Consider the following 22,556-nt stretch of genomic DNA (forward strand, 5'->3'; position numbering starts at 1 on the left):
ATAAAATATCCGATAAAAATAAGTATGATAATTAACAAAAGATGTAATGCTCCTGCGTGGAAAGACTTGTTTACAAGCTCTAAAATGCCGGAGTCTCTTTCTAAGTTAGACGAAATTGCTCACAATCTGTGGTGGGTTTGGAATCCTGAAGCGAAAGCTCTTTTCAAGAGTCTCAATCCATCTGTTTGGCATGAAAACTTTGGTAATCCTGTAAAGCTTTTACAATCTTTATCTCAGTCTAAAATAGAGGAGATGATGGAGGACTCTGCTCTACAAGCTCGTATAGCAGATATTTATGCGAAGTTTAGAGCATACATTGACGAAAAGCCCGATAATACCAAACCATCTGTGGCTTATTTCAGCATGGAGTATGGTCTTACTAACATACTTAAGATATATAGCGGAGGTTTGGGTGTTTTAGCCGGAGACTATCTCAAAGAGGCAAGTGATACCAATATAGATCTGGTTGCAGTCGGATTCTTATATCGTTTTGGCTATTTCGATCAAACCATAACATCAGATGGTCAGCAGGTCGCAGTGTACAAACCACAAGATTTCGATACACTTCCGATAACACAACTATTTGATGATAATGGCAGACAAGTTCAGATCGCCATCCCATTCTTAGATCACACATTGATGGCTAATGTTTGGTCTGTATCGGTAGGTCGTATTACACTCTATCTTTTGGATACAGACATTCAAGAAAATAATGAGTGGGATAGAACAATCACTCACCAGCTTTATGGTGGCGATTGGGAAAATCGTATGCGTCAGGAGTATCTGCTTGGTATAGGTGGTATAGAACTTCTCAACCGTTTAGGTATAAAGAAGGATATTTATCACTGTAATGAAGGACACGCTGCTTTTATAAATGCAGAACGTTTAGCCAACTATATAGAAAAAGAGGGTCTTACATTCCTTCAAGCATTAGAGCTTGTACGAGCATCTTCTCTTTATACGGTACATACCCCGGTACCTGCCGGACACGATTATTTTGACGAGTCTCTCTTTGGTAAATATATGGGGCGTTTTGCCGATAGGCTTGGCATATCATTCCATGAACTTGTGGATATGGGACGAGAAAATCCCGGTTCGGGAGAGAAGTTCTCCATGAGTGTCTTTGCTCTCAACACTTGTCAAGAAGCCAATGGAGTGAGCTTCCTTCACGGAAAAGTCTCTCAAGAGATGTTCGCTCCTGTTTGGAAAGGATTTTTTGCAAAAGAACTTCATGTGGGATATGTTACCAATGGTGTTCACCTCCCAACATGGACACAACCGGAATGGAAGACATTTATAGAAGAAAAAATCTCATCTGACATCTGTCATACACAAGAGCAAGAAAGTGTTTGGAATAAGATTCAAGATGTCGATAATGAAGAGATTTGGAAAGTACGAAGAGAGCTAAAGCAAAAGTTCATCCGTTATATTCAAAAACATTACGGAGACAACTGGGTGCGCAATAATGGAGATCCATCAAAGGCTGTGGATCTTATAAACAGCATCAATCCCAAAGCTCTATTGATCGGTTTTGGTAGAAGATTTGCAACATACAAGAGAGCTCATCTGCTCTTTACAGACTTGGATAGGCTTTCAAAGATTGTCAATAACAGTGATCAGCCTGTACAATTTATATATACGGGAAAAGCTCACCCTGCAGATGGAGGAGGACAAGGGTTGATAAAGCATATCGTTGATATTTCCAAGAGACCGGAATTTTCCGGTAAGATTTTGTTTTTGGAAAACTATGATATGCAGGTCGCTTCTATGCTGATTGCCGGAGTGGATGTCTGGCTGAATACTCCTACAAGACCATTGGAAGCTTCCGGTACATCGGGGATGAAAGCTCTTATGAATGGCGTACTGAACTTCTCTGTCCTTGACGGCTGGTGGTTTGAAGGCTACCGAGAAAAGGCGGGTTGGGCTTTGACCGATAAGAAGACATTCCAAAATCAGCACCATCAGGATCAGTTGGATGCCGCTACCATATATCACATTCTTGAGGAAGAGCTCATACCTCTCTATTACAACAGAGCAGAGGGAAAAGAGTACTCGGATGAGTGGATACAGTGGATTAAGAACAGCATGAACTACGTCTTGCCTCACTATACGATGAGACGTATGTTACAAGATTATATTGAGCGTTTCTATAATCCTCTTGCAAAGCGGTTCAAGCTTATTTCTGCCGACTCCGGTAAGATTGCAAAAGAGTTGGTAGAGTGGAAGATAGACGTTGCTGAAAAATGGGATCAGGTAGAAGTTGAGGATTGTAGTATGATCATCCATGATCGTACCGGAGATCATTCTCTAACCGTGGGAGAAATGCTTGAAGTAAATCTCTACATTGATAAAAGAGATATTGCCGGAGATCTTCTTGCTGAGCTGATAGAAGTAAAAGCGGATAAGGAAGATGCGAATAAACTTCTATTGGAAGAGGTTACACCACTGGAGATCGTCGAGCAGAATGGAAGTAAAGTACACTATAGAATCAGAAAAGAAGCCGAAAATCCCGGACATCACAAACTGGCGGTTCGACTACTTCCCACACATCCTGCCCTTCCTCATAAGATGGACTTTTCTTTGGTTCGGTGGGTCAATATAGATTAACAACAAAGGTCGTAATATAAAAACATCGAGTAAAGATATGAGGAATAATTTAAGCTCCAAGATTGCATTAACGCATATTCCGGAGAGATACTACAAACCAACCAATGCCTACGAGCAGTCTCTGCTCACACGATACGAAAAGATTCCGACACAGATTTTCCCTGCAGCCGGTGATGCAGCGGAGGTTATCGCAAAGGCTATCGTAAAAGAGTTGAAGCAGGCACAATCGAAGTCCAAGTCGTACGTGCTTGCAGTTTCGGGAGGAGATACTCCATCCAATGTCTTTGAACTTCTTGTCAAATACCACAAGGAAGAGGGCATAAGTTTGTCCAACCTGCATATTTTCCCCCTTTACGAATTTTATCCTCTTACGGATGTTCATCAAGGAGTTTCGGCAAGAATAAGAGAAGAGTTTGTTGCCCATGTCGATATGCCTAATGGCAATCTGCACGCAATAGACACATTCTCTGTTTCCGAGAGCACAGAGAAAGAGAGCCGCAGATACGAACAGGAGATAGCAGACCTCGGAGGTATAGACCTTGTAATATTGGGTATCGGCAGAGAAGGTACTATTGCCCTGAATATGCCCGGAGCGATGAGTACATCCATTACAAGGCTTGTAACTTTGGATAAGACTTCACGAGAAGAGGCAATGACAACATTCAATGCTCTTGATGCAGTTCCTCAAACCGCTATCACAGCAGGATTGTCTGTTATTTTTAAGGCTAAGAAGATATACCTTTTGGCTCTTGGAGAAGATAAGGCGAAGATGATAAAAGAGACCGTAGAGGGAGATTGCAGTGTCCTTCTGCCGGCATCTCAGCTTCAAATGATACCTCAAGCGAAAGTTTTGGTAGATCTTCAAGCTGCTTCTCAACTTACACGAATCAGCCACCCATGGTTGGTTACTTCTTGTGATTGGGACGACAAACTTATTCGTCGTGCTATCGTATGGCTCTGTGATCTTACCGGTAAACCGATCTTGAAGCTGACCAACAAGGACTATGCAGAACATGGGCTCAATGAACTTATAACCAAGTTCGGCTCGGCATACAATGTCAATATCAAGATATTCAACGATATTCAGCATACCATAACCGGTTGGCCCGGTGGTAAACCTAATGCCGATGACTCTAACAGACCTGAGCGTGCGACACCATATCCTAAGCGAGTGATTGTATTTAGTCCTCACCCCGACGATGATGTTATTTCCATGGGAGGAACATTCCGCCGATTGGTTGTGCAGGGACACGATGTTCACGTTGCTTATCAGACATCCGGTAATATTGCTGTGGGGGATGAAGAAGTTATAAGGTATGTATCCTACCTAAGAAATGTTTGCGAACATTTGGGACAGGAAGACTCTCCTGTAATGAAAAGAGCATTGGATATTCGCAACTATCTCTTGAATGAAAAGAAAGAAGGCTCCATAGAGACTCCGGAGGTCCGTTTCATGAAGGGAACCATTCGTAGAGAAGAAGCAAGAACAGCGTGTCGTTTTGTCGGAATTGAGCAGGATGATCATGTACACTTTTTGGATCTGCCATTCTATGAAACAGGAGCTATCAAAAAAGGAGACTTGACACAAGCCGATGTCGATATTATAAAAGAGCTGATCTGCAAAGTGAAACCTCATCAGATGTTTGTGGCAGGAGACTTGGCGGATCCTCATGGCACGCATAAAGTCTGCTTGGATGCCATCCTGGCTGCAATAGATCAGGTGAAACATGAAGAGTGGTATCAGGAATGTAAGGTCTGGATGTACAGAGGAGCATGGGCAGAGTGGGAGATAGACCATATCGAGATGGCTGTCCCGATGAGCCCCGAAGAAGTCCGTTTCAAGAGAAACTCTATTCTAAAGCATCAGTCTCAAATGGAGAGTGCTCCCTTCTTAGGTAATGACGAGAGACTTTTCTGGCAACGTGCAGAAGAGCGCAACCGTGCAACGGCAGATCTTTACTCTCGTTTGGGCTTGGCTTCTTATGAGGCTATCGAAGCCTTTGTGGAGTATCACCCCGTAGATTAAAGGTAGAGTTTTAGAGCTATATATCTGATCTTTCAGATAAGATAAAAAGGGATTGACACAGGTTTTTCATTCGGTGTCGATCCCTTTTTCATATAAAAGCTATTTTTTTCTTCGATTTCGTTTGTTTTGAAAGTATTAAGTACTAAATTTGCGGAGTAAGATAATTAAGGTTATTACCTAATTAAGTGTTTATATTTTCACTTTATTAAAATTACATTGTAATGAAAATCCACGAAGTCCTCGAAAGACTCGAGAAAAGACATCCCGGAGAAAAAGAGTTTCTTCAGGCAGTAAAAGAAGTGCTACAATCTATCGAAGAGGTGTACAACCAACATCCTGAGTTTGAAAAGCACAACATTATCGACCGCATTGTAGAACCCGACAGAGTTTACACTTTCAGAGTGCCCTGGGTAGATGATGAAGGTAAGGTACATGTGAACATCGGTTATCGTGTACAGTTCAACAACGCAATCGGCCCTTATAAGGGAGGTATCCGTTTCCATCCATCTGTGAACTTGTCCATCCTTAAGTTCCTCGGTTTCGAGCAAACATTTAAGAATGCTCTTACTACCCTTCCTATGGGTGGTGGTAAAGGTGGTGCCGACTTCTCTCCAAAAGGTCGTTCTGATGCGGAAATTATGCGTTTCTGCCAGTCTTTCATGACAGAACTTTGGAGAAACATCGGTCCTGATGAAGATGTTCCTGCAGGTGATATCGGCGTTGGTGGTCGTGAAGTAGGCTATATGTACGGAATGTACAAGAAGCTTTCTCACCAACATCACGGTACATTCACCGGTAAGGGGCTTACATTCGGCGGATCTAACCTCAGACCGGAGTCCACAGGTTTCGGTGCAATCTATTTCCTTAACCAAGTTTTGGAAACACATGGCCACAAGTTGGCTGGTAAGACTGTTGCCCTTTCAGGTTTTGGTAACGTAGCTTGGGGTGCTGCCAAGAAGTTGGACGAGCTCGGTGCTAAGGTTGTTACAATCTCCGGTCCTGACGGATATGTTTACGATCCAAACGGAATCTCCGGTGAAAAGATCGAATACATGTTGGATCTTCGCAACAGTGGTAACGACATCGTAGAACCATACGCTAAGAAGTTTGGTGTAGAGTTCTTCAAGGGTCAAAAGCCTTGGGGACAAAAGGTGGATATCGCTCTTCCTTGTGCTACACAAAACGAGCTTAACCTTGAAGATGCTCAACAGTTGATCGCAAACAACACTCTTTGTGTATGTGAAGTATCTAACATGGGTTGTACAGCAGAAGCGGCAGAACTATTTGTGGAAAAGAAGATTCTCTTTGGTCCTGGTAAGGCTGTTAACGCAGGTGGTGTTTCTACTTCCGGTCTTGAAATGACTCAAAACGCAATGCACTTGTCTTGGTCTAACGAAGAGGTTGATGTAAGACTAAAAGCAATCATGAACGACATCCATGAGCAATGTGTGAAGTATGGTACCGAAAAAGATGGTTATATCAACTATGTTAAGGGTGCCAACATCGCAGGTTTCATGAAGGTTGCAGAAGCAATGATTCAACAAGGTGTGATCTAATCCGGAACACATTCATTTTGAGAAATAATACAACGATTGTTTATTGAGGAACAGACTTTCCCGTAAAGATCGTTTCTGACAAATAGAGAGTTTCCGAGCGAAAGTTCGGAGACTCTCTTCTTTTTATCTTATACCATCGACATTGCCCTGCCGAATTGTTGGTTTGAGCCTGTATAAAAGATGTGATAAACACTTTCTTAGATTGAGCTTATTAGGTTTAGAGGTATAAACCAAGCCGTAATTGGTGCAGATCGAAGCGTGATTTAAGACAATCAAGCCATGACTTGCAGCATTCTGCGCTTGATATGAGAAACTAAAAGTATTTATTGAGAGTTTTATGAACTATCATCTCTTTTTGTTTTAGCATTTATCCCAAAAATGGAACTCTTTCTTTGAATATTTGTATTTTTGCGGTATATAGGGAATAAATGAGAACCATGCCCCGGATATAGGTTGGATTATTCTTGGGTATTATGCGTTTTTAGAGTTGACTATCAAATCAAGAACAATAAAAATTATGATTATGAAAAGAGTACTATTTCTTTTATTAGTTGTATCCCTGTCTGTTGTGGGATGTAAGAAAGAACAGAAAGAGCCGGCAAAAGCACCTACAGTTTCTACCGGAGCGGTTTCGGCTGTTACCACAACAAGTTTCGACTGCGAGGGAAATGTTACCGCAGATGGAGGAGCGGCAGTTACGGATCGCGGTGTCTGTTATGCCATGAGTTCTGCTCCTACTGTTTCCAATGATAAAGTCTCCGGAGGTCAGGGTACCGGGAGCTTCAAGGTGAGCGTCAGCAACCTTACTCCGGGTAAAATCTACTATGCTCGTGCGTATGCAACGAACTCCGTTGGTACTACTTATGGTCAGGAGGTAAAAGTAACACTGATTAAGGTGGTGGAAGGCATTACCGTTTCTCCTACCGAAAAGAGTGTGGAGGCAGGGGAGAAATTCAAACTCCAAGTTACGTTTACCCCTGCAGATGTGCCGAATAAGGCTGTAACGTTTAGTTCAAACAAGTCGGACGTTGCTTCCGTTAATGACAAAGGGGAAGTAACCACTCACAAAGAGGGCATTGCGATCATCACAGCCACATCTGTGGATGGCGGCAAGACAGCCACTTGTAAGGTAACCGTTCGCCGCAAGCCTGTTCTTGTAACAGGCATTACCGTTTCTCCGACAGCGAAGAGTGTAAAAGAGGGGGAAACGTTTGTCATCACAGCCACCGTGCTTCCTGCCGATGCGGACAACAAGGCGGTTACTTGGAGCAGCTCGGCTTCCGACATCGCTTCCGTAAATGATCAAGGACGCGTAACCACACATAAACCGGGCAGTGCCACTATTACAGCCACTACGGTGGAAGGAGGCAAGACAGCTACTTGTCAGGTTACCGTTAATAAGAAAGAGGTAAAAGTAACCGGCATTACGGTCAATCCGACCAAGAAGACCATCATCGAGGGCGAGAGCTTCATTATTTTTGCCACCGTGCTTCCTGCTGATGCTGATAATAAAACAGTAATCTGGAGCAGCTCGGCTTCCGACATCGCTTCCGTAAACGATCAAGGTCGCGTAACCACACATAAACCGGGTAAAGTAGTCATCACCGCCACTACGGAAGATGGTGGCAAAACTGCTACTTGCGAGGTTACGGTCAAGAGCAAGATCACCGATGAGTACAAAGAACTTAGAGATAAGGCGAAACAGATTGAGCAAAATATCGAATCGGCAAGGACGGAATTTGACAGCATCAAGAAGTCCGATAAAACCGTAAATGAAAAACTCAAGCTGCTCACACCGCTTTTGGAGAAGATAGGAAACTTGCAAAATGAGATCAGCACCCTCTCTCAAGCAATTGAAGCAAAGAAAGATACTCTTTACGAACATGAATATAAGGAGTTGAAGAAACTTGCAGAGAAGCTTTTGTGGGACTGTACGGAGCTTCAGGCAGAAGTGGAAATTTATAAAGCAAAACTGGAGAAAGCAGCCAGAGAGGGAAAAGGAAATATTTCAGATCTTGAAATAGTGGATCTGTGATAAAATAAAAGAACCGAGGAATATGAGAAGCGTATATCCAAAGGCTCTCTTCCCGGCCTTCATGCCACAGGATGGCATCGCAACGCGCATCGCTTTGGAGCAAGACGGAGATAAGAACATCCTCTATGGCAATCCGGGCACAGACACGTGCCACAAGAAGATAGCCGAGAACAAGGGGTGGAAGGTACACCTCGAATCCGGTGATTGATAATAGCTCATCCCGAAGGGACGGAGTATAAAACATCTCAGACAAAAGCAGGCAGTGCCGGTACGATAAGTGCCGGCACTGCTTTTTTTGTGTTGCCAAAACGGGAACCTGAGAGTGGCACGAAAAAAAATTCTGTGCGCACGAAAAAAAATTCTGTGCGCACGAAAAAAAATTTCCGTGCGCATGAAAAAAAATTTACGTGCGCACGAAAAAAAATTTCCGTGCGCATGAAAAAAAATTTCCGTGCGCACGAAAAAAAATTTTCGTGCGAATGAAAAAAATTTTCTGTGCGCATGAAAAAAATTTCTGTGCGCATGAAAAAAAATTTCCGTGCGCACGAAAAAAAATTTCTGTGCGCACGAAAAAAAATTTCTGTGCGCATGAAAAAAAATTTCTGTGCGCACGAAAAAAAATTTCCGTGCGCATGAAAAAAAATTTACGTGCGCATGAAAAAAAATTTCTGTGCGCATAAAAAAAAATTTCCGTGCGCACGAAAAAAAAATTTCGTGCGCATGAAAAAAAATTTACGTGCGCACGAAAAAAAATTTACGTGCGCATGAAAAAAAATTTCCGTGCGCACGAAAAAAAATTTTCGTAGGTAAGAAAAAAAATTTTCGTAGGTAAGAAAAAAAATTTTCGTAGGTAAGAAAAAAATTTTTCGTAGGTAAGGAAAAATATTTTCGTAGGTAAGGAAAAATATTTTCGTAGGTAAGGAAAAATATTTTCGTAGGTAAGGAAAAATATTTTCGTAGGTAAGAAAAGTATTTTCTTTGGCATAAAAGATTTATTTTTATAGGAATAAAAAATCTTTTTCGCGGGTGTTAAAATAAATTTTTGTTGCTACTGTGTCAGTTTTTTATGCGGACGAACATAAGTTTTCATCCGAACGAAAAAATTTTTTTCATCCGAACAAAAAAATGCTGTGTCCGAAATCTTTAGAGTTTTTTCGCGAAAAACGTTGTCGTTTCCTAAGGAGGATTCCGACGTGGTGCAGGGACTTTTATGCTTGATTCTCTGTGCTTTGACCTTTTCTCCTTGCCGGAGAAGAGAATTTTTGTGCAAATCGTGCCGGGGCCTGATGATCAACTTTTTGGCAAGAGCTTCTTTTCCCGATTTTTCGTGAAGGAAATGGCTATCTTTGCAGGGCGTATATTTAAGATGTGAGGACGTATGAGTTGGTCTCCCGAAATTGTTGATGTTCTGATCTCCGGTGCCGTGGCTTTGGTGATGTATGGTCTTGGGCTCTCTCTGAGCCGGCAGGACTATCTTTCGCTTGTCGCAAAACCGAAGCCGGTACTGGTGGGACTTTTCGGGCAGATGTTGGCTCTGCCCCTGATGATGATCGGGCTGATGCTGCTGCTTCCGATCTCGCCGGAGTATAAAATCGGCTTCGTGATACTGGCGGCTTGTCCCGGAGGATCCACGTCCGGGCTTATCACTTTTCTTCTTGGAGGAGAGGTGGCGATGTCGCTCTCTTTGACCGTCGCCAACAGCTTGCTGGCACTGGCTACGATCCCTTTCCTGGTGAATCTGGCTTTCCTCGTTTTCGGACATCAGGAGGTCTACATCGAGATGCCTCTTGCCCACAGCATGGCTCATATCTTTTTGGTAACCATCGTGCCGGTTTTTCTCGGAGGAGTTACCAGAAAACTGATCAAACAGGGGCGGGAGAAGCTCCAAAGACCTCTGAAGATCGCAATGATAATCATCCTTTCCGTCGTGTTTACCATTAAGTTTTTCGCCGGAGAACATAGTGGCGGAGCAGGCATTCTGAAGGATGAACTGTTGCTGCTGCTGCCGCTCTCTTTCGGAGTCAATACTCTGGCGTTTCTTATAGGGCTGGCGGTGGCTCGTCTCGGCAATCTCAACAGAAAACGTTCCATGACGGCAGCCATCGAGATCGCCGTGCAGAACAGCTCGCTCGCAATGCTGATCACCGGAACGCTTTTACAAAATCAGGAGATGCTGAAGCCGGCTCTGGTCTATGCGATAATCTCTTTTTGGACTACCTTTATATTTGCCTTCCTTTATAAGAGTAGGAGTGCCTCCGGGTTCGATTTGAGGTGAGCCAAAAGCACTCTTCGGTTGGTCGCTTCGCAAAAGTTTTAGTAATTTTACCGTCTCAAAACGAAGTATAATAGCCTAATGAAACAGAAGATACAGAAATTGCTGGACGAGCTGTCCGGTCTATCCATTCAGACGCATGAGGAGTTGGAAAACTTCAGGTTGCGCTTCATGAGCAAAAAAGGTCTTATATCCTCTCTTTTCTCTGAGTTTAAGAGCGTTCCGGCAGAGGAGAAGAAAGATGTCGGAGCTGCTATGAATGTCTTGAAAAACAGAGTGGCAGAGCTTTATGAGTCGGTAAAAAGATCTTTGGAGCAAAGCGAAGGAGATACTTCCGGAGAAGATCTTACACGTACCGCTTATCCCATTCCGATGGGAACGCGTCATCCTCTAAGTCTTGTCCGGGAAGAGATTTGCAGGATATTCAACCGTCTCGGCTTTTCCATTGCCTTGGGTCCTGAAATCGAGGACGACTGGCATGTGTTCGAGAGCTTGAACTTTGCGGACGATCATCCTGCCCGTGATATGCAGGACACATTCTTTGTCTCTACATCTCCGGAGCTGCTTCTGCGGACACATACATCCTCTGTACAGACACGCGTGATGACTTCACAGAAGCCTCCCATCCGGATCATCTGCCCGGGCAGAGTGTATCGGAATGAGGCGATATCCGCCAGAGCACACTGCTTCTTCCATCAGGTGGAGGCTCTTTATATAGATGAGAATGTAACGTTTGCAGACTTGAGACAGACACTGCTCTTCTTTGCTCAAGAGATGTTTGATGCCAATACCCGCATCCGTCTTCGTCCATCGTATTTCCCATTCACGGAACCATCTGCGGAGATGGATATCTCTTGCAACATCTGTGGAGGAGAGGGCTGTTCGTTCTGTAAGCACACAGGATGGGTGGAGATACTGGGATGTGGTATGGTGGATCCCAATGTCCTTGAAAACTGTGGCATAGACAGCAAGAAGTATTCGGGCTTTGCTCTTGGTATGGGCGTTGAACGCATCACAAATCTGAAGTATAGGGTGAGCGACTTGAGACTGTTCTCGGAGAATGACAAGAGATTCTTGAAACAGTTTGAAAGTGCCAAGTAGGGGATAATGACAAGAAAAGAGAGATACGACAATATATTAAGGTGGTTTAAGGAGAATAATCCCAATCCGGAAACAGAACTAAACTATACGGATGCTTATCAGCTTATAGTGGCGGTGATTCTTTCTGCCCAGTGTACAGATAAGCGTGTCAATCTGGTTACACCTGCTCTCTTCGATGTGTTTCCTACCGTGGAAGCACTCGCAGCCTCTACTCCGGATGATATATTTCAGTACATCAAGAGCGTAAGCTATCCTAACAACAAGGCAAAGCACTTGCATGGTATGGCAAATGCTGTGGTATCCGACTTTAATGGTTGTGTCCCGGAGAAACAAGAAGAATTGGTAAAGCTTCCCGGTGTGGGGCGAAAGACGGCAAATGTTGTTGCTTCCGTCTTTTTCGACGTTCCCGCCATAGCCGTAGATACACACGTCTTTAGAGTTTCCAGACGAATAGGTCTTGTTCCACAAACTTCCAATACTCCGGAGAAAGTGGAGAGCGGACTTACAAAGTATATTCCCAAAGAGCTGTGGAGCAAAGCACATCACTGGCTCATTCTTCACGGCAGGTATGTCTGTTTGGCAAGATCTCCTCTGTGTGCACAGTGTGGAATCTCGGAGTATTGTCTGCATTACTCTCGTAGTAAGAAGCAGTTGGAGGCTTTGGAAGTATAGACTGTTTGGCTCTTTTAGCCCTTATTATTTTATGATTACCGTAGTAGGCATCAACTATAAAACAGCTTCTGTGGAGATAAGAGAAGCATTCTCTTTCACTCCTGCAGAAGTTGCCGACTTTTTAAGAAAACTTCAAGCTAAAAAGCTGATACAGGGAGGTTTTCTTCTCTCTACCTGCAATCGGATGGAGATTGTCTGTATTCCATCGGAAGTGGGAGATAATACAATACACAGGATAATATCGGAGGTGTTGGAGTACAAACAGCAACCTCCGGAAATGAGCCGCTATTTCTTCTATCTCGTGGAAGAGAGGGCTATGTTGCATGTCTTCTCTATGGCTTCCGGACTAAAGTCTATGGTTCGGGGAGAAACACAGATCTTAGGGCAGCTCAAGGATGCTGTCAGCATCTCTCGTTCCGGAAATCTGCTCCCATCCGTACTGCTCCGTTTGGTGGATAAAACCTTAGAGGTTGCCAAGCGGATAAGATCGACCTATACCATATCTCATGCACAATCTTCTGCCGGAGCAGCGGCCGTGAATATGATCAATGGCAAGTACGGATCTGACATTACTGTTGGAAAGACACTCGTATTGGGGGCGGGACAGATGGCGGATACTGTTGTTAAAGCCTTGAAACTGCTGGGCGTGAATGATATCAGGATCTACAACAGAACTATAGAGCGAGCTTCTCGGTTTGCCAATAAGCATCACATAGACCATTATTATCATAGCGACCAACTCTCTTCGGCTCTTCAGGAAGTGAAGTGGCTTTGGGTCGCGACAGCTGCGTCTTCTCCGATAGTGGATGCAGCACTTCTGAAGGAAACGCATGCAGAAGAAGAGCCCATAGTAATATTTGATCTTGCCGTGCCGAGAAATGTGGAGATTGATGTCTTAGGCCTTCCCAATGTCCGACTATATGGCATAGATGATCTGCGAGAAGGCTCTCCGGAAGAAGTGGACGAGAGATTCCCGTCCAATGTTGCCGTTAAGGAACTGCTTACGGAAGCGGTGGAAGAGTTTAAGCTTTGGAGAGACGGTCTGGCTCTTAGAGATGTGTATGGACAGATTCGCTCGGAAATAGAGATATATCTGGAAGGGGAATTGAAATATTTGGCTAATATAGACAGCCCCGAAGTGAGGAGTCTCATTGAAAAGCATTTGACTCATCTCTCTACCACTATATCTTCATCCATTATTTCCAAAGTACGACGAATAAGTGAAGAGACAGAAGATACAAGATATGCAGAAGCACTTCTGAAAATACTCCAAACGCCATGATGCAGACAGAAAGACCTTTAATAATAGGGACTCGAGGTAGTGCCTTGGCTCTCTATCAGGCTCATTTGGTAAGGGATATTATCATATCGGAGTTTCAGATACCGGTAGAGATAGAGATTATAGAGACATCCGGAGACAAGCACCTTAATATCTCCCTTCAAAGCAATACACTGTCCAAGGGGCTTTTTACCAAAGAGATCGAAGAGAGACTTCAAGATGGCAGTATAGACTTTGCGGTACACAGCTTGAAAGATCTTCCGGTCTGCCTGGAAGAGGGATTCCTTCTTGGAGCTGTTCTGGATAGAGTTGCTGTGGAAGATGTACTTGTTTCCGATAAACCTATAACACACTTAGACGAATGCAAAGGCTGGAAAATAGGAACCTCCAGTCCAAGAAGAGTGGCACAGCTTAAAGCAAACTTTCCTCACTTGGAGTGGTCTTTTGAACCGATTCGCGGGAATGTACAAACTCGTATTGGCAAAATGAAAAGCGGACAATACGATGCGATCATTATGGCTAAGGCAGGAATAGAAAGGCTCGGACTGCAGGATTATGTTGTCTATACCTTCCCTGTTCATCAGTTGTTGCCCGCACCGGGTCAGGCTGCCCTTGCCATAGAAATACATGAGAGTAATGATGTAGCAAAAAGAGTGGCTTTGATGCTCAATAATGTTGAAGACAGACTTTGTACAGATACGGAAAGAGCGTTGCTGCAACACTTAGGCGGAGGGTGTGCTCTACCTTTTGGTTGCTATTGCGAGTTGCAAGATGGAGAGGTAAAAGGGCAAGCTTTCTATGCTCAAGGAGATCTGCATTCCGGTTGTTCCTTTACTCTTCCTACAAACTATTCGTCCGGCGAACTCAAATCTTTAGCAAATCACCTTAAAGAAACCCTTCATCCATGAAAGCAGAAAAGCACCTTACTTTTACCGGTATTCTTTTAAGGGAAAAAGAGATGGCTCTTCCTTTGTTGAATCTTATAGATCAGCACGGTTATCCTGAGCCTTTGTGTCTTCCTGCGATCTCTACTGTGGATATTCCGGCAGAGCTTCCGCCTCATTTCGATTGGGTGTTGTTCACATCTCCCCGTGCGGTTATTCACTTCCACAAACTATATCCTTCTTTTTCAAAAGATATTAGAGTCGGTTCTATTGGAGAGGCTACTTCTGACAAAATAAGACAGCTATACGGCATTATTCCTGAGTTTCAAAGCAAGACCGAAAATGCAGAGGGGATGGCTGAGGAGTGGTTGCATTTATATGCAAATGAATCTGCCGATAAATTTATCCTGCAACCTACTTCGGATATAGCCGGACACTCTTTGGAAGCAGCTATCTCTCCTCATGTCAGGGAGTACATTATTCTCCCCATCTACAAGACAGTCCCACATCCTGAAATGCCGGCTACTATTGCAAGACTTTCACTATCTTTAGACTTTGTGGTCTTTTATAGTCCGTCCGGAGTAGAGGCATGGTTGGATTCCGGTGGTGAAAACAAAGGATTTCGAGCCATAAGCATAGGCCCCGTAACTACAAAGAAACTCCTCTCCGAAGGTTTTAAGGATGTTATCCAGAGTCCCGAACCACATCCGGAGAAAATATTTGAGACAATATATAAACAGAAATAATACCTACTATTACTATGTATCCGACTATTAGAATGAGAAGACTTCGCTCTTCAGCGAACATGAGAGCTTTGGTGCAAGAGACTTATCTTCACCCATCAGATTTGATTCATCCTCTTTTTGTCGTTCATGGAAAAGGAATAAAAGAAGAGATCTCTTCTCTTCCCGGGCAGTACCATTTCTCTGTGGACACCTTGGTAGAGGAGTGCAAGGAACTGTATAGCTTGGGCATTCGTAGCGTTATGCTTTTCGGAATACCTGCCCATAAGGATGGTATCGGAAGTGAAGCCTTTTCGGACGAAGGCATAGTACAGCAGGCACTTAAAGCTCTTCACAAAGAACTTCCGGAGCTCATCACCATTGCAGACATCTGCATGTGTGAGTACACGGATCACGGACATTGCGGCGTGCTTCATGGAGAAGAGGTGGACAACGATGCTACCGTTAGTTTTCTTTGCCGTCAAGCAGTATCCATGGCTCGCTGTGGAGCAAAGATGGTAGCTCCATCGGATATGATGGATGGTCGTATTGCTGCCATGAGAGAAGCACTGGATGAGGCAGGCTTTGAAAATATCCCTATCATGAGCTATGCTGCAAAGTTTTGCTCCGGATTCTATGGACCTTTCCGTATAGCTGCAGACTCTGCTCCATCTTTCGGAGATCGCCGTGGCTACCAAATGGATCCTGCAAATGCCAAAGAAGCGCTCAGAGAGATTGAGTTGGATATACAGGAGGGAGCGGATATTGTAATGGTAAAGCCGGCTCTTCCTTATTTGGACATTGTGGCTAAAGCGGCAGAGCGTTTTGAGATGCCTATTGCAGCTTATCACGTATCGGGAGAATACGCTATGTTGAAAGCAGCGGCAGAGAAAGGTTGGATAGATCACGACCGAGTGATGATGGAGAGTCTGCTCTCCATTCGCCGTGCAGGGGCAAAGATTATCCTCACCTATTTTGCAAAAGAAGCAGCCATCTGGCTCAAGAATAACGCATAAAACTCTACGGCTATGCAGTGGAACAAATCTATAGAACTATTTCGAGAAGCGGTAAAACATATACCCGGAGGGGTAAATAGCCCGGTAAGAGCTTTCAAGTCTGTCGGGATGGATCCTATCTATATAGAGTCCGGAACGAAGGGGCATATATTTGATGTCGATGGCAACGAGTATATAGACTTTATCTCTTCGTGGGGACCACATATTTTGGGGCACGCTCATCCTGCCATTGTTGAAGCCATTCAAAAGACAGCCACAAAGGGCACAAGCTTTGGGGCATGCATACCTTTGGAAGTGGAGATGAGCAAGCTTGTAAAGTCGTTCTTCCCTTCCATGGAAAAGGTAAGGATGGTAAACTCCGGTACGGAAGCTACAATGAGTGCTGTCCGTCTGGCAAGAGGATACACGAAGAGAACGCTCATTGTGAAGTTCGATGGTTGTTATCACGGACACTCCGACGGATTTCTTGTACAAGCCGGTTCCGGTGTTGCAACCTTCTCATCCGTACAGAATAATGGCGTTACCACTTCCACAGTGAGCGAAACTCTCGTTGCAGAGTTTAACAACATAGCTTCTTTGGAAGATCTTTTCAAGAAACATGGTTCCCAAATAGCGGCTGTGATCATAGAGCCCATTATGGGTAATATGGGTATAATAAAGCCGGAAGAAAACTTCTTGAAAGAGGTAAGGCGTGTAACATCCGAGTATGGCTCTCTTCTGATATTTGACGAAGTGATCACCGGATTTCGTCTCTCTGCCGGAGGAGCACAGAAACTTTACGGTGTTATCCCCGATCTTACCTGTCTTGGAAAGATAATAGGCGGAGGTCTCCCTGTGGGTGCTTTTGGAGGTAGAGCAGAGATAATGGATGCGCTTTCTCCCGATGGGGCAGTGTATCAAGCCGGAACACTTTCCGGAAATCCCCTTGCTCTTGCGGCTGGTATAGCTATGCTGAAAGAGTTGCAAAAGCCGGAAACTTATCCAGCATTGCAGGCTAAGGGGAAAGCTTTTTCCGATGGAGTGGGGCGGTTGATCGAGCCTTATGCCGACCATCTGTACTATGCGGTTTTCGGGACACTCTCTACCATATTTTTCAGAGGTGAGCCTGTACGTAATGCCGAAGATGCACGAGCTTGCGATACAGAGTTATTTGCAAAGTTTTTCCGCCTGATGATCGCACAAGGTATATACCTTCCACCATCTCAGTTTGAAGCAATCTTCATATCCGGTGCTCATACGGAAGAAGATTTTGCTCGTACATTTGGAGCAATAGAAAAGAGTTTGAAACAACTATATAAATAGGACACAGCATGTCAGACGATAAGAAAGTCATATTTTCGATGGTGGGAGTAAGCAAAACGTTTCCACCCAACAAAACGGTTCTAAAGAATATATACCTCTCATTTTTTTACGGAGCAAAGATCGGTATCATCGGTCTCAACGGTTCGGGTAAGTCTACTCTGCTCAAGATTATAGCAGGAATAGAGAAGGAGTACGACGGACACGTTGTTTATGCTTCCCCCGAATACAGAGTGGGATATTTGGAGCAAGATCCTCAACTTCCTCAAGGAAAGACCGTGAAAGAGGTGGTTATGGAAGGAGCCGGAGAAGCTACTGCACTGCTTCAAGAGTTTGAAGAGGTGAATCTGAAATTTGCAGATCCGGACGTGTTGGACGATCCGGACCTGATGGATAAGCTTATCCAGCGTCAGGCAGAGCTGCAAGACCGTATCGATGCCATTGATGCTTGGAACATAGATACCCGTATAAGCAAAGCGATGGAGGCATTGCAGTGTCCTCCTGCAGACCGGCTCGTGGATCATCTTTCAGGTGGTGAGCGCCGCCGTATAGCGTTGTGTCGTTTGCTCTTAAGCCAACCCGAAATTTTGTTGCTCGACGAACCTACCAACCACCTCGATGCTGAGAGTATAGACTGGTTGGAAGAACACCTTCAGCGTTATCCGGGCACCGTTATCTGTATCACGCACGACCGTTACTTCCTTGACCATGTGGCAGGTTGGATTTTAGAGTTGGATAGGGGAGAGGGTATCCCTTGGGAGGGGAACTATTCCTCTTGGCTTGATCAGAAATCCAAGCGTCTTGCAATGGAAGAGAAGAGTCAGGGCAAACGTGCCAAGGCTCTGGCAAGAGAGTTGGAGTGGATCAACCTTGCTCCCAAAGCTCGCCACTCTAAAGGAAAGGCTCGTCTGAATGCTTACGAAAAACTTCTCAACGAAGAGCAGAAAGAGAAAGAAGAGAAGCTCGAAATCTATATCCCGAACGGGCCTCGCCTTGGTAACAAGGTGATTGAGGCTACCAATGTCTCAAAGTCTTTCGGAGATAAAGTCCTCTTTAAGGATCTCAACTTCATGCTTCCTCCCAATGGCATTGTGGGAGTGATAGGTCCGAACGGTGCAGGTAAGACCACCATGTTCCGGATGATCCTTGGAGAAGAGACCGTGGATAGCGGTACTTTTGAAGTGGGAGAGACTGTAACCATCGGATATGCGGACCAAACGCACAAGGATATAGACCCTGCAAAGAGCGTCTATCAGGTTGTTTCCGGCGGACAGGAACTGATAAAGGTCGGGAACAAGGAGGTAAATGCAAGAGCATATCTCTCTCGTTTCAACTTTAATGGGGCAGATCAGGAGAAGTTGTGCGGTGTCCTTTCCGGAGGAGAGAAGAATCGTCTTCACCTGGCACTGACTCTGCGTTCCGGTGCCAATGTCCTTCTTCTGGACGAACCTACCAATGATATCGACATCAATACCCTTCGAGCCCTTGAAGAAGGTATCGAAAACTTTGCCGGTTGTGCCGTAATCATATCTCACGACCGCTGGTTCTTGGACAGAATCTGTACGCACATTCTCGCCTTTGAAGGGGATGGCAACACCTATTTCTATCAGGGAACTTACACCGAGTACGAGGAAGACAAGATTCGTCGCCTGGGTGAAGATGCCGTCAAGAAGACGAAATACCGTAAGCTCGGAGAGCATCTCTAACAGACTTGGAGCAAAGACGGAACATACTCTTCCCGACAAAAGGCTCTTTCGGCACGATAAACAATCTCCGCTAAACGCTTTCAAAAGAAGATTTTAACGGGAACAAAAAGTCTGCTGATACCGAAAAAAAGAAGAAACCAAGACTTGATTTACAGAAATCACGGCTCGATTCTTTAGAATCAACGCTTGCAAACTGCAAATCAGGTCTTGGTTTCTTCTTTTTATCACGTTCGGCAAAAATTCCTAACACTATAAACCGATCTTCTAAACCCTATTATTCCGATTTTTTACCACTGTGAACTGTTCACAGAGATGTTTGCATATTAGAAAGAAAATTGATAACTTTGCGGTCGCATCCGGTTACCATCCAATAGACTGAATAATAATAACAAAAGCATATAGCGATGAAAAAAGAGATCCATCCAGAAAACTACCGCTTGGTAGCGTTCAAAGATATGTCTAACGAGGAGGTATTTATCACTCGTTCAACAGTAGCAACAAAGGAGACTATCGAGATTGACGGAGTAGAATATCCTCTACTTAAGATAGAAATCTCCAGCTCTTCTCACCCATTCTACACAGGTAAAGCTAAGCTTGTGGACACTGCGGGTAGAGTAGATAAGTTCATGAGCCGTTACGGTAAGAGAGGCAAATAAGCCCGATAGAAAAGCCGTAAAGAGACTATCAACAAAGAAATAAAAGTCTCGGTAAGAGGATGTTTTCTGTCATCCCCTTGCCGAGATTTCTTTTTATCCCATCACATTTATCCCTATGAATACGATTTGTGCACTTGCCACACCGATGGGCGTCTCCGCCATAGGCGTTGTCAAAATGTCGGGAACGGAGGCTTTGGAGATTGCAGACAGGTGCTTCACCCCTGCCAAAGGTGTATCTAAAGCTACCGAAACAGAAGGATACAGACTGCTCTACGGCTGGTGGAAGCATCCGAAAACGGGCGAGACCATAGATGATGTGGTACTCTCCGTATTTCGTGCGCCTCACTCTTACACGGGGGACGATGTAGTGGAGATAGCCTGCCACGGCTCCACATTCATATTGCAGGAGGTCATCCAATCGCTACTCGTGGCAGGCTGTCGCATGGCAGCTCCCGGAGAGTTTACGCAGAGGGCTTTTGCAGCAGGGAAAATGGACTTGAGTCAGGCAGAAGCAGTGGCAGATCTCATCTCTTCACGTACACGCTCTTCCGCCCGCATGGCTTTGACGCAGATGCGGGGCGGATTTCGTAAGAAGATAGAGGCAACGAGGGAAACTCTTCTTCACTTCTGTGCTTTGATGGAGTTGGAGCTCGACTTCCCCGAAGAAGATGTGGAGTTTGCAGACAGATCCGAATTGATAGCTCTTTGTTCACAACAGCGTGCCGACCTTCAATGGCTTGCAGACAGCTTTTCTCGTGGTGCGGTACTGAAGAGTGGTATCCCGGTAGCCATCGTAGGCTCTACAAATGCCGGGAAATCTTCTCTTCTCAATCTGATTTTGGGCGAAGACAAAGCGATAGTTACCGATATTCACGGCACTACAAGAGATACCATAGAAGATACGGTAATACTGGACGGAAAAGAGTTTCGCCTGATAGACACTGCCGGTATAAGGGAAACAACGGATACGGTAGAAGAGATCGGTATCCAACGATCTTTTGCTGCCATGCAACGGGCAGAACTGATACTTTGGGTGATAGATGGGACTAAAGATAACGGCACAATAGAGGAGGAGTATGCCCAACTCTCCGAACATTGGCAGGATAAGCGTGTGATAGCCTTGCTGAACAAGTGCGATCTCTTCACAGAAGCCGAAGGAGGCGCCAAACGCTCCTTGCTAAACGCTCTCTCCGATGGCTCTCTTTCTGTCCTTACCATATCTGCACGTCATTTTACGCATGCAGACGACATCACCTTTCTCCTTGTATCTTCTTATAATGAAATGTATGGTGAGGCAGAAAGTGAGGATCTCATCGTCTACAATGCCCGTCATTTCGAGGCTCTATCCAATGCCGTCTCTGCTCTGGATCGTGTCCTGCTCGGCTTGGAGTCCGGAATATCGGGCGAACTCGTCAGCATGGACCTCCGAGATGCTCTCCGATACTTGGCTGAGATTACCGGAGAAATCTCCTCTTCCGATATCCTCCATCATGTCTTTAAGAACTTTTGCATTGGCAAGTAATTTCTGATTACAATCGATAATCATATATCACCAAATATCGAAAAGGCGTTCATTATGAGTGCCTTTCTTTTTGCCCTATCTGTTCGTTAGGCATCATTCGGAGCCTTTCTTTCGCTCATTCTTGTACCTTATTTGTACCGCACGCCGCTCGCTAACCCTCCAGCCCCTCGCGTATATACCGAGATACTGGACAAATGAGACACGGTGCAACACCAATAGACAGTACAAAACAAAAATATGGCGAAATGACAGCGAGCAAAATTCCAATAAAAAAAGTGTGTGAGCATTGCAAACAGGAGTTTATAGCTTTGAAGACGACTACCAAGTATTGCTCACATAGATGTAATAGCAGAGCCTACAAAGCTCAAAAAAGAGAAGAGAGGGTACGCAGAACAGAACTTTCTGAACAAGAGAAAAAGGTCGGTGATATTATAGACAAACCTTATCTCTCCATCTCAGAAGCTGGGCGATTACTTGGTATTAGTAGGCATACAATATATAGATAATATCTACTCAGGGAACTTAAAGGCTTATAATTTGAGTTCTCAACGCTCAATCGTCAAGCGTGAAGACATTGAACGGATGTTGGCAGAGCGACCTTATGAGAAACGACAGCCCAGAGATGCAATCGTAATTACGGAACTATATACGACAGACGAGGTGTGCGATATCCACAACATATCTCGATCTTCCCTCTTTGCAATAGCCAAGCGAGAGAATATTCCCCGAACTTATAACAGAGGCAAGACCTATTGGAGCAAACGGCATATAGATGCCTATTTTGCTAAACAGGCTCCTGCTCCTCATATCGAAGAATGGTGTACAGCCGTAGAGATACAAGAAAGGTTCGATATGACGCTCACAGCCGTTTACAACTTCATCTCTGATCACAACATCCCCAGAAAGAAAGTCAAGGGTAAAAGCTACTATTCCACCAAACATGTCGAAGCAGCTAAAGGAGTGCTTGATAAGGCAGCTCCAAGCTACTATACCGTTCGGGAGGCTATGGAAAAGTTCGGTCTTACTCGTGACCAGCTCTATCAATATACCAAACGTTATAATGTCCCTAAACTAAAGCAAGGTCGGAACGTCCTCATTTCTCAGCAAGAATTGGATGAAGTCCTCAAACCTCCCAGCATCACTCGATAAGTTATTTGTCGGTGGTATGGGACACCCTCTTATCACCTTATTCTTTTGCAACTG

General features: G+C 44.5%; 16 protein-coding genes and 1 pseudogene. All 17 read left to right on the top strand.

Annotated elements, in window-relative coordinates; all coding sequences use genetic code 11:
* The first annotated feature begins 24 nt into the window (after positions 1–24).
* Entirely contained in the window at positions 25–2,607 is a 2,583-nt protein-coding gene (gene glgP, locus JT26_RS08255; RefSeq protein WP_036848740.1) for an alpha-glucan family phosphorylase, read from the top strand.
* 37 nt (positions 2,608–2,644) lie between these two features.
* Entirely contained in the window at positions 2,645–4,633 is a 1,989-nt protein-coding gene (locus tag JT26_RS08260; protein ID WP_036848744.1) for a glucosamine-6-phosphate deaminase, read from the top strand.
* 221 nt (positions 4,634–4,854) lie between these two features.
* Positions 4,855–6,189, top strand: a complete 1,335-nt coding sequence (gdhA, locus tag JT26_RS08265; RefSeq protein ID WP_036788781.1) for an NADP-specific glutamate dehydrogenase — start codon at positions 4,855–4,857, stop codon at positions 6,187–6,189.
* Positions 6,190–6,712: 523 nt separating this feature from the next.
* Entirely contained in the window at positions 6,713–8,224 is a 1,512-nt protein-coding gene (locus tag JT26_RS10275) for an Ig-like domain-containing protein (RefSeq protein ID WP_160217650.1), read from the top strand.
* A 22-nt stretch (positions 8,225–8,246) separates the two neighbouring features.
* A complete protein-coding gene (locus tag JT26_RS08275) occupies positions 8,247–8,432 on the top strand; it encodes a hypothetical protein (protein ID WP_036788783.1) in 186 nt (61 codons plus the stop codon).
* A 1,170-nt stretch (positions 8,433–9,602) separates the two neighbouring features.
* A complete protein-coding gene (locus tag JT26_RS08290) occupies positions 9,603–10,499 on the top strand; it encodes a bile acid:sodium symporter family protein (protein ID WP_036848753.1) in 897 nt (298 codons plus the stop codon).
* A gap of 78 nt (positions 10,500–10,577) precedes the next feature.
* On the top strand, positions 10,578–11,597 hold the full coding sequence (gene pheS, locus JT26_RS08295; RefSeq protein WP_036791990.1) for a phenylalanine--tRNA ligase subunit alpha: 1,020 nt from the start codon (positions 10,578–10,580) through the stop codon (positions 11,595–11,597).
* Between the two features lie 6 nt (positions 11,598–11,603).
* Positions 11,604–12,269, top strand: coding sequence for an endonuclease III (gene nth, locus JT26_RS08300; RefSeq protein WP_036791993.1), 666 nt, complete (start codon positions 11,604–11,606; stop codon positions 12,267–12,269).
* Positions 12,270–12,300: 31 nt separating this feature from the next.
* Positions 12,301–13,551, top strand: coding sequence for a glutamyl-tRNA reductase (gene hemA / locus JT26_RS08305; RefSeq protein WP_036848756.1), 1,251 nt, complete (start codon positions 12,301–12,303; stop codon positions 13,549–13,551).
* Positions 13,548–14,456, top strand: coding sequence for a hydroxymethylbilane synthase (hemC, locus tag JT26_RS08310; RefSeq protein ID WP_052110477.1), 909 nt, complete (start codon positions 13,548–13,550; stop codon positions 14,454–14,456). The genes hemA and hemC overlap by 4 nt, the downstream gene beginning before the upstream one ends.
* Complete coding sequence (locus tag JT26_RS08315) at positions 14,453–15,178, top strand: uroporphyrinogen-III synthase (RefSeq protein WP_036848759.1); 726 nt, start codon at positions 14,453–14,455, stop codon at positions 15,176–15,178. The genes hemC and JT26_RS08315 overlap by 4 nt, the downstream gene beginning before the upstream one ends.
* A gap of 14 nt (positions 15,179–15,192) precedes the next feature.
* The gene (gene hemB, locus JT26_RS08320; RefSeq protein WP_036792003.1) at positions 15,193–16,170 is read left to right on the top strand and encodes a porphobilinogen synthase; all 978 of its coding nucleotides are present in this window, start codon (positions 15,193–15,195) and stop codon (positions 16,168–16,170) included.
* Between the two features lie 12 nt (positions 16,171–16,182).
* Positions 16,183–17,472: a glutamate-1-semialdehyde 2,1-aminomutase gene (hemL, locus tag JT26_RS08325; protein ID WP_036848762.1), complete on the top strand. Its 1,290-nt coding sequence runs from the start codon at positions 16,183–16,185 to the stop codon at positions 17,470–17,472.
* Between the two features lie 8 nt (positions 17,473–17,480).
* Positions 17,481–19,175: an energy-dependent translational throttle protein EttA gene (ettA, locus tag JT26_RS08330; protein ID WP_036848764.1), complete on the top strand. Its 1,695-nt coding sequence runs from the start codon at positions 17,481–17,483 to the stop codon at positions 19,173–19,175.
* 404 nt (positions 19,176–19,579) lie between these two features.
* The gene (locus tag JT26_RS08335) at positions 19,580–19,831 is read left to right on the top strand and encodes a type B 50S ribosomal protein L31 (protein WP_036792009.1); all 252 of its coding nucleotides are present in this window, start codon (positions 19,580–19,582) and stop codon (positions 19,829–19,831) included.
* Between the two features lie 115 nt (positions 19,832–19,946).
* Positions 19,947–21,353 (top strand): tRNA uridine-5-carboxymethylaminomethyl(34) synthesis GTPase MnmE, encoded by a 1,407-nt coding sequence (gene mnmE / locus JT26_RS08340; RefSeq protein ID WP_036848767.1) that lies wholly within the window; start codon positions 19,947–19,949, stop codon positions 21,351–21,353.
* Positions 21,354–21,598: 245 nt separating this feature from the next.
* Positions 21,599–22,502, top strand: a pseudogene (locus JT26_RS08345) (helix-turn-helix domain-containing protein).
* Positions 22,503–22,556 lie beyond the last annotated feature (54 nt).

Origin of the sequence: Porphyromonas sp. COT-108 OH1349, assembly GCF_000768755.1 — a bacterium.
Classification (GTDB): domain Bacteria; phylum Bacteroidota; class Bacteroidia; order Bacteroidales; family Porphyromonadaceae; genus Porphyromonas_A; species Porphyromonas_A canoris.

Excerpts from the sequence above, each read along its gene's own strand:
- hemB (WP_036792003.1), top strand. The coding sequence starts at position 15,193 with ATGTATCCGACTATTAGAATGAGAAGACTTCGCTCTTCAGCGAACATG.
- nth (WP_036791993.1), top strand. The coding sequence starts at position 11,604 with ATGACAAGAAAAGAGAGATACGACAATATATTAAGGTGGTTTAAGGAG.
- gdhA (WP_036788781.1), top strand. The coding sequence starts at position 4,855 with ATGAAAATCCACGAAGTCCTCGAAAGACTCGAGAAAAGACATCCCGGA.
- glgP (WP_036848740.1), top strand. The coding sequence starts at position 25 with ATGATAATTAACAAAAGATGTAATGCTCCTGCGTGGAAAGACTTGTTT.
- hemL (WP_036848762.1), top strand. The coding sequence starts at position 16,183 with ATGCAGTGGAACAAATCTATAGAACTATTTCGAGAAGCGGTAAAACAT.
- pheS (WP_036791990.1), top strand. The coding sequence starts at position 10,578 with ATGAAACAGAAGATACAGAAATTGCTGGACGAGCTGTCCGGTCTATCC.
- ettA (WP_036848764.1), top strand. The coding sequence starts at position 17,481 with ATGTCAGACGATAAGAAAGTCATATTTTCGATGGTGGGAGTAAGCAAA.
- JT26_RS08275 (WP_036788783.1), top strand. The coding sequence starts at position 8,247 with ATGAGAAGCGTATATCCAAAGGCTCTCTTCCCGGCCTTCATGCCACAG.
- hemA (WP_036848756.1), top strand. The coding sequence starts at position 12,301 with ATGATTACCGTAGTAGGCATCAACTATAAAACAGCTTCTGTGGAGATA.
- hemC (WP_052110477.1), top strand. The coding sequence starts at position 13,548 with ATGATGCAGACAGAAAGACCTTTAATAATAGGGACTCGAGGTAGTGCC.
- JT26_RS08315 (WP_036848759.1), top strand. The coding sequence starts at position 14,453 with ATGAAAGCAGAAAAGCACCTTACTTTTACCGGTATTCTTTTAAGGGAA.
- JT26_RS08260 (WP_036848744.1), top strand. The coding sequence starts at position 2,645 with ATGAGGAATAATTTAAGCTCCAAGATTGCATTAACGCATATTCCGGAG.
- mnmE (WP_036848767.1), top strand. The coding sequence starts at position 19,947 with ATGAATACGATTTGTGCACTTGCCACACCGATGGGCGTCTCCGCCATA.
- JT26_RS10275 (WP_160217650.1), top strand. The coding sequence starts at position 6,713 with ATGAAAAGAGTACTATTTCTTTTATTAGTTGTATCCCTGTCTGTTGTG.
- JT26_RS08335 (WP_036792009.1), top strand. The coding sequence starts at position 19,580 with ATGAAAAAAGAGATCCATCCAGAAAACTACCGCTTGGTAGCGTTCAAA.
- JT26_RS08290 (WP_036848753.1), top strand. The coding sequence starts at position 9,603 with ATGAGTTGGTCTCCCGAAATTGTTGATGTTCTGATCTCCGGTGCCGTG.